The organism is Amycolatopsis sp. NPDC004747, from assembly GCF_053601335.1.
This window is the reverse complement of sequence record NZ_JBSGBQ010000024.1, coordinates 141,336-152,335: the sequence shown is the minus strand read 5'-3', so window position 1 is coordinate 152,335 and position 11,000 is coordinate 141,336. Positions and strand designations below refer to the sequence as shown.

14 protein-coding genes are annotated in these 11,000 nt (G+C 73.6%); 4 read left to right on the top strand and 10 right to left on the bottom strand.

The window, feature by feature from the left end; translation table 11 throughout:
- Positions 1 to 113: 113 nt before the first annotated feature.
- Positions 114 to 1,046: an NAD-dependent epimerase/dehydratase family protein gene (locus tag ACWEGE_RS32940; protein ID WP_449664355.1), complete on the bottom strand. Its 933-nt coding sequence runs from the start codon at positions 1,044 to 1,046 to the stop codon at positions 114 to 116.
- A gap of 131 nt (positions 1,047 to 1,177) precedes the next feature.
- On the opposite strand from ACWEGE_RS32940, the gene ACWEGE_RS32935 reads away from it, so the two are divergent.
- Positions 1,178 to 1,858 (top strand): TetR/AcrR family transcriptional regulator, encoded by a 681-nt coding sequence (locus tag ACWEGE_RS32935; RefSeq protein WP_449664354.1) that lies wholly within the window; start codon positions 1,178 to 1,180, stop codon positions 1,856 to 1,858.
- Positions 1,859 to 1,890: 32 nt separating this feature from the next.
- Here the strand turns inward: ACWEGE_RS32935 and ACWEGE_RS32930 are convergent, their stop codons facing one another.
- From ACWEGE_RS32930 to ACWEGE_RS32905, 6 genes are all read right to left on the bottom strand, one after another.
- A complete protein-coding gene (locus ACWEGE_RS32930; protein ID WP_449664353.1) occupies positions 1,891 to 2,217 on the bottom strand; it encodes a hypothetical protein in 327 nt (108 codons plus the stop codon).
- Complete coding sequence (locus tag ACWEGE_RS32925) at positions 2,204 to 2,587, bottom strand: PRC-barrel domain-containing protein (protein WP_449664352.1); 384 nt, start codon at positions 2,585 to 2,587, stop codon at positions 2,204 to 2,206. Before ACWEGE_RS32925 ends, ACWEGE_RS32930 begins: the two co-directional genes overlap by 14 nt.
- Positions 2,584 to 3,816, bottom strand: coding sequence for an NRAMP family divalent metal transporter (locus ACWEGE_RS32920; protein WP_449664351.1), 1,233 nt, complete (start codon positions 3,814 to 3,816; stop codon positions 2,584 to 2,586). The genes ACWEGE_RS32925 and ACWEGE_RS32920 overlap by 4 nt, the downstream gene beginning before the upstream one ends.
- Positions 3,813 to 4,259 (bottom strand): hypothetical protein, encoded by a 447-nt coding sequence (locus ACWEGE_RS32915; RefSeq protein WP_449664350.1) that lies wholly within the window; start codon positions 4,257 to 4,259, stop codon positions 3,813 to 3,815. Before ACWEGE_RS32915 ends, ACWEGE_RS32920 begins: the two co-directional genes overlap by 4 nt.
- A gap of 89 nt (positions 4,260 to 4,348) precedes the next feature.
- Entirely contained in the window at positions 4,349 to 4,792 is a 444-nt protein-coding gene (locus ACWEGE_RS32910) for a hypothetical protein (RefSeq protein WP_449664349.1), read from the bottom strand.
- A complete protein-coding gene (locus ACWEGE_RS32905) occupies positions 4,789 to 4,974 on the bottom strand; it encodes a hypothetical protein (RefSeq protein WP_449664348.1) in 186 nt (61 codons plus the stop codon). Before ACWEGE_RS32905 ends, ACWEGE_RS32910 begins: the two co-directional genes overlap by 4 nt.
- Before the next feature lie 125 nt (positions 4,975 to 5,099).
- Here ACWEGE_RS32905 and ACWEGE_RS32900 point away from each other — a divergent pair, with 125 nt between their 5' ends.
- Entirely contained in the window at positions 5,100 to 5,471 is a 372-nt protein-coding gene (locus ACWEGE_RS32900; RefSeq protein ID WP_449664347.1) for a cupin domain-containing protein, read from the top strand.
- Positions 5,472 to 5,750: 279 nt separating this feature from the next.
- Here the strand turns inward: ACWEGE_RS32900 and ACWEGE_RS32895 are convergent, their stop codons facing one another.
- From ACWEGE_RS32895 to ACWEGE_RS32885, 3 genes are all read right to left on the bottom strand, one after another.
- Positions 5,751 to 7,052 carry a cation:proton antiporter gene (locus ACWEGE_RS32895; protein ID WP_449664346.1) on the bottom strand — a complete coding sequence of 434 codons (1,302 nt, stop codon included), beginning with the start codon at positions 7,050 to 7,052 and terminating at the stop codon, positions 5,751 to 5,753.
- A gap of 62 nt (positions 7,053 to 7,114) precedes the next feature.
- Positions 7,115 to 8,215, bottom strand: coding sequence for a sensor histidine kinase (locus ACWEGE_RS32890; protein ID WP_449664345.1), 1,101 nt, complete (start codon positions 8,213 to 8,215; stop codon positions 7,115 to 7,117).
- Positions 8,212 to 8,871: a response regulator gene (locus ACWEGE_RS32885; RefSeq protein WP_449664344.1), complete on the bottom strand. Its 660-nt coding sequence runs from the start codon at positions 8,869 to 8,871 to the stop codon at positions 8,212 to 8,214. The genes ACWEGE_RS32890 and ACWEGE_RS32885 overlap by 4 nt, the downstream gene beginning before the upstream one ends.
- A gap of 221 nt (positions 8,872 to 9,092) precedes the next feature.
- Here ACWEGE_RS32885 and ACWEGE_RS32880 point away from each other — a divergent pair, with 221 nt between their 5' ends.
- Positions 9,093 to 10,322 carry an alpha/beta hydrolase gene (locus tag ACWEGE_RS32880; RefSeq protein WP_449664343.1) on the top strand — a complete coding sequence of 410 codons (1,230 nt, stop codon included), beginning with the start codon at positions 9,093 to 9,095 and terminating at the stop codon, positions 10,320 to 10,322.
- 170 nt (positions 10,323 to 10,492) lie between these two features.
- Entirely contained in the window at positions 10,493 to 10,999 is a 507-nt protein-coding gene (locus ACWEGE_RS32875; RefSeq protein ID WP_449664342.1) for an SET domain-containing protein-lysine N-methyltransferase, read from the top strand.
- Position 11,000: the final 1 nt, after the last annotated feature.

Sequence of the window (11,000 nt, the reverse complement as noted above, 5' to 3'; positions counted from 1 at the left end):
GGGTTGCGGGCCCGGCTCAAAGTGATTTGACGGCCTCAGGCGACGGGATGACCACCCAGCTCCATGATTTCTGGGCTTCGCCCGACCACCAACCGGACTCACGCATCACTCGTCTAGGCGCGAGCGGGTTCCCGCAGCCCGTCGATCGTCTCCTTCAGTGCGGCGTCGGTCGGGGTCGGCTCGATGGCGAACGCCGCCGTCGCGGCCGATGAGTCGAGGACGAACGGCCGGCGCAGCTGGTACTGCATCTCCACCGTCTCGCGGGCGATCGGGTCGAAGAGCCCGGCCAGGCGCAGCGCCCAGCCGGGCAGCACGGCGAGGCGGGGCGCCGGTGCGCCCGCCAGTTCCGCGGCGCGCTCGGCGAGCCGGCGGATCGACACCGCCGGTGCGGTCGGCACGTGCCACGGCCGGCCCCAGGCCCGCTCGTCGGCCGCGACCGCGACCAGGGTGCGGGCCACGTCGCCGACGTGGGTCCAGCTGTGCGGCGCGTCCAGGTCGGCCGGCAGCGAGGCCCGCTTGCCGGCGAGCACCTTCGGCAGGACCACGGCGGTGAACAACGACAGCGCGCCCGCGCCGAGGTAGTCGGACCCGCGCACGTCGGCCGTGCGGATGCGGCCGGCTTCGTGCGCGGCCAGCGCGTCCGCCCACAGCTTGGCCCGCACCGCGCCCTTCACCGAGTTCGGCCGCATCGGCAGCTGCTCGGTGATCGGGCCGTCCACGGCACCGTAGGCGTACAGGTTGCCGGTCGTGACGAGCACGGCGCCGCTCACCTCGGCCGCCCGCAAGAGCGCCGCGCCGAGCGGCGGCCAGCCGGTGCTCCAGCGGTGGTAGGCGGGGCCGCCGCAGCTGTACAGCGCGACCGCGCCTTCGGTGTGCCTCGCGAGGGTGGCGGAGTCGGTGGCGTCCGCGGCGACGCGCTCGACGCCGTCGACCTCCGGACCGCGGCCGCTGCGGGTGAGCAGGCGAACTTCTTCGCCGCGGGAAGCGAGCAAGCGGGCGGTGGCCGAACCGACCGGGCCGGCTCCGACGACGACGTGCAGGGACATGACGACCACCTTTCCACCCAGGCGAGAACAGTGTTCTCGAACAAGAACACCGTACTGACCAGGGGAGAGACCTGTCAAGAACACTGTTCTCGGCAAGTTCGGGTGTTCTCGCCTTGTGCGACACTGGGGGCATGTCCGCCTCTTCACTGCGCGCCCGGGTCCGGTCGGAAATGCACCAGGAGATCAAGGAAACGGCCCGCCGCCGCCTCGCCGCGGAGGGCGCGAACCTGTCGCTGCGGGCCGTGGCCAGGGACATGGACATCGTCCCGTCCGCGCTGTACCGGTACTTCCCGAGCCGCGACGCCCTGCTGACCGCGTTGATCCTCGACGCCTACGAGGGGCTGGGCACGGCGGCCGAAGACGCTGAAGCCGCGCTCCCGCGCGACGACCTGCGCGGCCGGTGGCTGGCGGTGTGCCACGCGGTGCGGTCCTGGGCGCTCGCGCACCCGGCCGAATACGGTCTCCTGTACGGGAGTCCGGTGCCCGGCTACGCGGCCCCGCCGGAAACCGTGGCTCCGGCGTCGAAGGTGGTCCTGCTGCTCGCCGCCATCGTCGGCGACCTGCCGGAGAAGGCGAGCCCGCCCGGCGGCCCGCTGCCCGGGCCCGTGCGCGCCGACCTGCGGCGCCTGATCGACGAGGTGGCCACCGAGCTGCCGGAGGAGCGCCTGGACCGGGCGCTGCTCGCGTGGACGCACCTGTTCGGCCAGGTCAACTTCGAGGTCTTCCACCGGCTCGACGACATGGTCCGGGCGCGCGCCGAGTACTTCGACCACCACATGAACCTGCTGGCCGATCTCGCCGGCTTGCCCTGACAGTTGCGGCCCCGGAGGTCACTGACCCGCGCTCAGTGCCGATCGAGCGGGCCCAGCTCCTCGAACCGCCGCCGGACGCGGACCTCGGTGTCCGACAGGTCCAGGTCTTCCCAGGCCACGTACCGGCTGTGCCGGTGCAGCAGGCGGATCAGGGCCACCAGCGGAGCCGGCCCCCGCTGGTCGTGCCGCTGGTAACCGAACAACCGGACCCGCGTGCGCCCGACGATCACCCCGCGCACCACCAGCCGCGGCAGCCCGTCGGCGCCCGGGGCCGGTTCCGCGCGGAGGTCGCGGATCGCGCCGAGGTCGCGGCCGGCCGCGTCGCGGACCGGGCGGCCGATCAGCTCACCGGCTCGCACGGTTCGCTCCCGGGATCCGGCCGATGATGCGGCGGCGCAGCCAGTCCTCCGACGGGCTGTCCGTCGCCTGGGCGACGGCCGTCGTCACCACGATCGTCGGTTCGATGCGGCGGACGGCGTTCAGCGGGATGCGTTGCGGCGCCTGGGCGCGGAAGCCGCGGCCGAGGTGCCGCAGGAGCCTGCCGATCGGGCCGCCGAGGCGGTCGGCCAGAGCTTCGGGACCCACCAGCAGCGCGTCCACGACGTACGTCCCGCCCTCCGCCCGCAATTCGAGGTCGTCGACCTTGCCGACCACCGTGCCGTCTTCGCCGATGATCTGCCGGTCGAGCAGGGCGTCGCCGAGATCGATGGGGCCGAGGTCGGGGTTCATCGGCCGGCTCCGGTGAAGATCATCAGCGGGATCGCCACCAGCGCCGCGACGGCGATGACGACCAGCATGCCGAACCCGACGACGTTGCTGAAGCGACCGTTGGCGTGCTTGCCGAGGTACTCGCGGTCGTTGGCGACGATGAGCACCGGCAGGTACGTCAGCGGCAGCGCCACCGCGGAGAAGATCAGCGAGATCTCGGTCAGGCCGACCGGGTCGAGGCCGGTCTGCACCACCAGCACCGCGACCAGCAGACCGGCTCCGACGGTGAGGTGGAAGCGGGCGGCGTTGCGCGGCGCGCGGCGCTTGCCCCAGTCCCAGCCGAAGTACTGCGCCAGCATGTACCCCGACGACAGCCCGGTCTCCAGCGCCGCGCCGAACGTCGCGGCGAAGATGCCGATCAGGACGATCACCAGGCCCGCGGTGCCCAGCGCGAGCGTCACCGGCAGCACGATCTGGCTGACCTGGCTGACGTCGACCCCGGCCGGGAACAGCACGGTGGCCGCGCACGCCATCACGGCCACGGCGAGCAGCCCGCCCAGGGGGAACCCGAGCAGCACGTTGGCGCGCTGGACGGACAGGTCCTTGACCGTCCAGCCTTCTTCGACGCCGCCGGAGGAGAAGAAGAACACCTCGTACGGCGTCATCGCCGACGCGAACAGCGCCACCGCGTGGTAGGCGTAGGTCGGCAGCGCCTGGTCGGGCGGCGGGGCGAGCCCGGCGACCTGCGCGCCGAGCGACGACCAGTCCGGGTGCAGGAAGAACACCGCCACGGCGAACACGCCGATGGCGAGCCCGCCGAGGCCGAACCCGGTTTCCATCCGCTCGAAGCCGACCCGCCAGACCACCAGCCAGACGAGCACGCCGATCGGCAGCACCCAGACGAGCCGGTCGACCCCGGACGCCAGCTCGATGACGATCGCGACGCCGCCGATCTCCGCGCACACCGTCAGCAGCGTGATGAGGAACGAGCCGGCGAGGTTGAGCAGCGCCATCCGCGGGCCGAGGCGTTCGCGGATCAGGTCGAACACCGGGCGCCCGGACACCGCCACGACCCGCCCGGACATGTCGGCGTAGACGCAGATGCCGAGCACGCCGAGGGCGGTCACCCAGACCATCGCCATCCCGTAGCGGGCGCCGACGACGCCGCTTTCGACGAGGTCGCCGATGTCGACGAACCCGCCGACCGCGGTGAGGATCCCGAGGGTGACAGCGAGGAACTTCTTGCTCACGAGGTCACGCCCCAGCGGGCCAGCTCGCCGATGAGGCCCTGCAGTTCGGCGTCGATCTCGTCGAGCCCCGCGTCGGTGCCGTCGCCGAGGCCGTCGTCGAGCCGGTGGGCCACCGCGACCGCGCGGTCGGTGATCGACGCCAGTGCAGCGCGGGCCCGGTCGTCGGTCAGTGCGCCGACGTCCTGGCCGGCCGCGCCGAGTTCGTCGGCCGCGTCGCGGACGGTGACCGAGAGGCTGGGCACGGGCGGCACCTCGGCCCGGTCGGCGGTCACGACGAGCCGCAGGAGTTCGAGCTGGCCGCGGATTTCCCGCCCGGCGTGCACGGTCTCGGCCCGGGGGTCGGCGCCGCAGGCCGCCGTCAGTGCCGCGACCGCGACGACGGCGGCCACCGCGCAGAGCCGGGTTCGCCGCAGCGCAATCACGACCCGGGTGTACCCGCTCACGGCGCGGACAAACGCCGGGGAAGATCCGCCCGGCGACGGTGGCCGGTTCGCCCGCGCCGAGGCCGCCCCGCACCAACGCCGCGGTGCCTTCAGTCCAGGGGGACGTAGCCGCCGTCGCCGGTCCGGGCCGCGGTGAGGTCGGGGTGCGTCGAAGCCTTCGTCAGGAAGCGGCCCTGGACCACACGGACGTAGGCACCGTCCAACGGGAACACCAGCACGAACTTCGCCCCGTCGGTCCCGCGCAGCACCGCGCCCTTTTCCAGGTTCCCGAGGAATTCGATGATGTCGCGTTCGATCGCCCCGGCGAACTCGCGCTGGTCTTCCCGCGAAATGTCGTACAGATCGGTGTCGATGTCGTAGGTCGCGCGGCGGCCGGTCACCGGGTCGCGAGCCTCGAACTCGACGCCGAGCCAGCGGTCCGGTTCGACGGTCACGATCGCGTGCCAGGTCTTCCCGCTCAGCCGCCACCGGCCCTCGGCCGTGCTTGCCGCCCGAAGGTCGCGGAGGACCTCCAGGAGCCGGTCGCCGGTCACGGTGCCTGCGCTTCGAAGACCGCAGCCGGCTCCGCCGCGTAGCCGTTGAACCGGCCAGGGGTGAACGCCGCGCCCGCTTCGGGGAGGCGGCCGGCCAGGCCCGTGCCGATCTCCGCGTTGGTCAGCCGGTCCGCCGGCGCCGGCAGTACCTCGCGCTGCGAGATCGTCGGCGCGGTCGGCATGGCCCGAGTATGCCCCACCCGTGCCCGATGTCCGTGGTGGATTCCGTGGTCACCACGGATGCCCCCGGACCCCTGCCCGCCCGAAGATCACCTCCGGAACGAAAACCGACCGGAAAGGATCCCCCATGGTGGTCATCGCGAAGGAAGACGACCTGCGCATCGGCAGCGGGCGCACGGCCCGGTTCGAAGGCGAGGCCTACGGCTCCGGCATCTCCTTCTTCCACGTCCACAACACCGAAGGCCAGGGCCCGGACGCCCACGTCCACCCGTACTCCGAGACCTGGGTGGTGCTCGCCGGCCAGGCGCTCTTCCGCACCGCCGACGGCGAGGGCCTGGCGAGCCGGGGCGACGTCGTGGTCGTCGGCGCGGGCACCGCGCACGCGTTCCGGGCCGTCGGCCCCGAGCCGCTGCGGATGATGTGCGTCCACGCCTCCCCGCGCATCGAGCAGGACTTCCTCGACGACGACGCGGCCGCCGAAGCCGGCGTCACCTTCTGAAACCGCCCAAACCGGCCCCGGAAGGACCGGCCTGCCCGGTCTCGGTGACCGCCCGGCCCGGCTCGCGCAGGAAGCGCTTCGCCGGTTCGGCGCCGGCTCCGCGCGCCTGACTTGCCTCGCCCTCGCGGCTCCGCTGTCGGCGCGGTGTCCCGGCTGCTTGCTGCCTACGGCGCCGGGACGGTCGCGGCCGGGCTCCTGCCGGGACCGCGCTCCTGCTCGGCAACGCCTGGGCGATGAGCGGCGGCCGGGCCGGCAGCCTCACCCTCGCCGCCGGCGTGATCACCGCGATGCTGTGGACTTCCGCCGTTGCCCTCCGCTCGCGCCGACCGGTGGGCCCGGCTCGCGCAGGAAGCGCTTCGCCGGTTCGGCGCCGGCTCCGTGCAGCAGCACGCTGCCGAGGACGCACGTCACCGTGATCGTCAGGATGGTGTCCGCGGTCCCGCCCTCCGGCAGGCGGTTGAACGCCAGCAGCCCGAACACGATCGACGTCGTCCCGCGCGGGCCGAGCACGCCCACCAGGAGCCGCTCGCGGGGCGAGAACGCCGAGCCGGCCAGGGACAGGTACACCGGCAGCACGCGGGCCAGGGTGAGGGCCACCGCGCAGAACAGCACCACCTGCCAGGAGACGCCCAGCACGACGATGAGCACGGCCGACACGCCCACCATGAACCACATGACCGTGGTCAGCAGCGTGGTGACGTCCTCCAGCAGCCGCAGGTCCGGACCGAGGACCAGCCCGCCGGTGCGCTGCCCGGCGGGCGCGCTGCGGAGGAAGCGCGCCTGCGCCTGCCGGTGCACGTAGCGGAACGCGATGCCGCAGACGAAGGAGGCGACGAAGCCGTTGCCGTCGATGCCGACGGTGACCGTGTAGGTCAGCAGCGGCGCGAGCAGGACCGCGATGCGCGAGGACTGCCCGGTCATCCAGTTCCGGCGCTGCGCCCGGTCCATCAGCCACGCCAGCAGGGCGCCGATCACCACCCCGGCGACGACGGCCTTCAGCGCGAACGGCACCACGGTCCCCAGCGCCGCCAACGGCGTCCGGTGCTGGTCCTGGTCACCCGCCAGGACGAGGGCGAAGAGGAACAGCGGGGAGACGATCCCGTCGTTGTAGCCGCTCTCGACGTTGACGACGCTGCGCACGCGCGCCGGGACGGCCCGGTCGCGGACCAGCCGTTCGGCCGGGGCGAAGTCGATCGGCATGACGACCCCGGCGATCAGCAGCAGCACCGGCCAGGACAGGCCGGGGAACAGCGCCCAGCCCAGCACCATCGCCAGGCCGAGGCTCAGCGGCAGCGCGATCAGCAGGAGCCGGGCGACCGACCCCGGCGAGCTGCCCCGGAGCCGTCCGCCGCGCACCTCGGTGGCGTCGGTGAACAGCAGCACGGCGAGGATGATCTCGGCGACCTGCTGCACGGCCTGGGTGTTGAGCACGGCGCTGATCGAGTCCTCGATGACGAGGCCGGTCGCGACCCCGGCCAGCACCATGACCAGCGGCGCGCCGAGGTACCAGCGGTCCAGCCGCGTGGCCAGCAGCGACCGGACCACCAGCGCGGCGGCGATCGCGAGGAACAGGGCGTTCATGAGACCTCGGTTTCGGACGGCGGCGGAGAGTCCACACAGGACTGTCCTAAAGAAACTCTGTCCTAAAGAGACTGATGGCGCCGGGCGGGCAGCGGCAGGCGCAGCTGCAGCCGGTAGCCGCCGTCGGGGCGCGGACCCGCCCGGACCGTGCCGCCGAGCAGGGCGGCGCGCTCCTGGAGGCCGACGAGCCCGTGCCGGGCGCTGGGCAGCGGCAGGGTCGGCCGGGTGGGCGCGGTGTTGGCGACGGTCACCGTGAGGTCGGTGTCCTCCTGGGCGAACTCGATGGTCGCCGTGCTGCCCGGGGCGTGCTTGCGGACGTTGGTCAGCGCTTCCTGCACGGTGCGGTAGATGGTGCGCTGGACGGCCGTGTCGATCCCGCTCGGCGCGGTGCCGGCGAGGCGGCATTCGATGCCGCTGCCGTCGATCAGCCGGTCCAGGTCGGACAGGGTCGGCTGCGGGGCCAGTCCGGTGGCCGGGCTGCCGGAGGCGCGCAGCAGGTTGACCATGTGCCGCAGCTCGTCGAGCGTGTCCACCGACAGCCGCCGGACGTTCTCGGCCGCCGCTTTCAGGTCCGGGTCCCGGGTGGACACGCCCATCGCGCCCGCCTGGACCGCGATCAGGCTGACCTGGTGGGAGACGACGTCGTGCATCTCGCGGGCGAGCTGGTTGCGCTCGGCGGCGAGGATCGCCTGGGCGTCCAGCTCCCGCTCGTGCTCGCGCGCCTGGCGGATGTCCTCCAGCCGCAGCGCCAGTTCCTGCCGCGCGTGGACCAGCCTGCCGAAGAAGATCGGGGCCGCCGCGGTCATCGTCGCGTAGATGAGGGTGAGCGCGAGGTCGGTGCGCTGGTACTCGAATTCGAGACCCGGGATGAAGTAGCCGACCGCGGCCAGCAGGCCGCAGGCGGTGAGCAGCGCCCGGTTCGCGTACCGCACGGCGACCACGTAGAGCGCGACGAGCGTCGCGATCACCGACCCCACCAGGACGAGCGCGGGCAGGGTGAGCACGAAGGCGGGCACGGGCCACCGCCGCCGGACGAGCAGCACGCCGACGGCCAGCACCGCCGCGCCGATCTCCCAGGGCGCGGTGGGCTGGTTGAACGCGGCGTCGAGGGCGGCGAGGGCGATCAGCCCGGCGTCGGCGAGCGCGGTCTGCGCCCGGTTCACGACACCGGCCCGCCGTCGGCGAGCAGGCCCGCGCGCTGGGCCACCAGGGCGGCCTGCACCCGGCTGCCGACGTGGAGCTTGGTCAGGATGGCCGAGACGTGGTCCTTGACGGTGCCGACGCTGACGTGGATCTGCTTCGCGATGTCGGTGTTGGACAGCCCGTCGGCGATGAGGACGAGCACCGCGCGTTCGCGCTCGGACAGCGCGCCGACCTGGGCGGCCGCCGAGGAGCCGGCACCGGAGTCGAGGTAGCCGTCCACGACCGTGCGGGTGACCTTCGGCGACAGGACGACGCCGCCGGCGGCCAGCGTGCGGACGAGCTGGGCGAGCTGCTCCGGCGCGGTGTCCTTGAGGATGAAGCCGGCCGCGCCGGAGCGCAGGGCGGTGGCGATGTACTCGTCGGAGTCGAACGTGGTGAGCATGGCCACCACCGGCGGGCTCGCCAGCCCGCGCAGCTGCCGCAGGATGGTCAGGCCGTCGACGTCGGGCATCCGGATGTCGAGCAGCACGACGTCGGGGCGCTGCAGGCCCACCTCCTTGACCGCCTGCGCGCCGGTGACGGTCGCCACGACCTCGATGTCGCCCGCCGCCTGCAGGATCAGCCGGAAGCCCGACCGCACCAGCTCCTCGTCGTCGACGACGACCACTCGCACCATGCGCCCAGTCTCGCCGGGACCGGCCGGGGCCCGCCACCCGGAGCCCGGCGACCGGCGACCGCCGACCGGCTGGAGCGCGCCGGCCGGTCGGCGGGGAGTTCGGGCCGGGTCACCGGTACCGGCGGGCCGCCGGCGGCACCCACGATGGTGGGCAGACGGAAGGAGTCCGCTGTGGACAGGCAAGACCGGGCGCCCGGCCGGCCCGTGCGATGAGCCCGTCGGTGCCGGCCGAGGTGGCCCGCCACGCCAGGGAGGCCGGCCCGCTCGAGTCGCCGTGGACCTGGCTCGCCTGCGCGGCGGTGACGCTCGCGTGCGTGGCGGTCACCTTCCTGGTGCGCCGCCGCACCGGCGCGCGGCGGTGCGGCGTCGCCGTGACCGCGGTGTGCGTCCTGCTGACCACGACCGCCGCGGTCAACGCCCGCGTCGGTTACGTGCGCTCGGGGCCGGACCTGGTGCTGCTGCTGCAGCGCGGCGGCGGCCCCTTCCACGGGATCGGCCGGGTGTTCGAGGACGAAGGGTCGATGCCCGGGACCCAGCGGATCCGGCTCGCCGACCCGGCCGACCCGGACGCCCCGCTCGTGGAGCGGATGGTCATCGCCGACCCGGCCAACGCCGTGCTGTCCGGCCGGAACTTCCTGCTCCTCCCGCCGGGCTACACCGACGCGGTCAACGCGCACCGCCGGTACCCGGTCGTCTACCTGGTCCACGGGAGCCCCGGCGGCCCCGAGGACTGGCTGGCGGCGGGCGACGCCCCGGGGACGCTGCGGCTGTTCTACCGGAACCGGGCGCTCCCGCCGATGATCGTGGTGAGCGTCGACCTCAGCGCGGGCAGACCGGGGCGCAACTGGGAAGGTCTCGACGTCCCGGGCGGGCCGCGGCTGGAGACGTACCTGGCCCGCAGCGTGGTGACCGCGATCGACCGCCGGTACCGGACGCTGGCCGACCGCGGGCACCGCGCGCTCGGCGGCATGTCCGCCGGCGCGTTCGCGGCGTTGAACATCGGCTTGCGGCACAGCTCCGAGTTCGGCTCGCTGCTGCTGAGCATGCCCTACGACACGCCGGAGAACGGGAAGGCGCTCGGCGCGTCGGCGAGCGCCAACACCCCGAGGGAGTACCTGCGCACGATGCCGTTCCCGCGGCCGGTCGCGGCCTTCCTCGCGGCGGGCGCGGGAGCGCCCGGCGACGTGGCCGACGCGCGCCGGATCGGGGAGGCGTTCCGGGCCCGAGGACAGCAGGCGGTGGTGCACACCGAGGACGGCGCCGGCCACACCTGGCGCACCGCCCGGGCGACGCTGCCGCACCTGCTCGCCTTCGCGGCCGGGGTCTTCGGGCAGCCGCGCGGGTCGGCCGGTGTCCAGGGGCCCGCCGGCTCCGGGACACCGGCCGGGACCTCAGCCGCCGATGCGGGCGCCGCCGCGCGGGTCATGCTCATCGCCGGCCGCCCTGGGTGAGCGACCGCTGCCGGCCGGCGGCGGCCAGGACGGCGGCGGCCGGTTCGGCGGTGATCGGTTAGCAGCCGGTCGTTGAGAGGATCCTGAGAACGCCCGGGTGACGGCCGTGAACTCCGCCGGTCCGGCACCCGTGGGTCCGGGCAGACGATCGATTTCCCCGGAGGTCACGGATGACTGACATCATCGAAGCGCGGCGCGCGGCCGTCGTCCGCAGCGAGGGTGAGTACCGGCTGGTCACCAACCAGGCCGTGCCGGCAGGCACCCTGCTGTTCACCCTCGAAGGCGAGCTCACGGCGACGCCGACGCGCTTCACCGTCCAGCTCGACGAGCGGCGCCACGTCGACATGCCGGCCGGCTGTCCGCTGGAGGAGGTGCTGGACCGCTACTACTGGCGGTTCATGAACCACGCCTGCGAGCCGGCCGCGGTGATCCGCGACCGCTCGGTGCTCAGCCTGCGCCCGATCCCCGCCTGGTCGGAGATCACCTTCCACTACGCCACCACCGAGTACGACATGGCCGAACCGTTCGACTGCCGGTGCGGCAGCGACCGCTGCGAACGCGTCGTCCAGGGCTTCCGCTACCTGAAGCCGCAGCGGCGCGAGGACCTGCGCGCGCTGCTCTCGCCGTACCTGCTGGCCGTGCTCGACGGCCACCTCGCCGAACCCGTCGGGGCGTGAG

Excerpts from the sequence above, each read along its gene's own strand:
- ACWEGE_RS32940 (WP_449664355.1), bottom strand. The coding sequence starts at position 1,046 with ATGTCCCTGCACGTCGTCGTCGGAGCCGGCCCGGTCGGTTCGGCCACC.
- ACWEGE_RS32935 (WP_449664354.1), top strand. The coding sequence starts at position 1,178 with ATGTCCGCCTCTTCACTGCGCGCCCGGGTCCGGTCGGAAATGCACCAG.
- ACWEGE_RS32925 (WP_449664352.1), bottom strand. The coding sequence starts at position 2,587 with ATGAACCCCGACCTCGGCCCCATCGATCTCGGCGACGCCCTGCTCGAC.
- ACWEGE_RS32905 (WP_449664348.1), bottom strand. The coding sequence starts at position 4,974 with ATGCCGACCGCGCCGACGATCTCGCAGCGCGAGGTACTGCCGGCGCCG.
- ACWEGE_RS32900 (WP_449664347.1), top strand. The coding sequence starts at position 5,100 with ATGGTGGTCATCGCGAAGGAAGACGACCTGCGCATCGGCAGCGGGCGC.
- ACWEGE_RS32895 (WP_449664346.1), bottom strand. The coding sequence starts at position 7,052 with ATGAACGCCCTGTTCCTCGCGATCGCCGCCGCGCTGGTGGTCCGGTCG.
- ACWEGE_RS32885 (WP_449664344.1), bottom strand. The coding sequence starts at position 8,871 with ATGGTGCGAGTGGTCGTCGTCGACGACGAGGAGCTGGTGCGGTCGGGC.
- ACWEGE_RS32875 (WP_449664342.1), top strand. The coding sequence starts at position 10,493 with ATGACTGACATCATCGAAGCGCGGCGCGCGGCCGTCGTCCGCAGCGAG.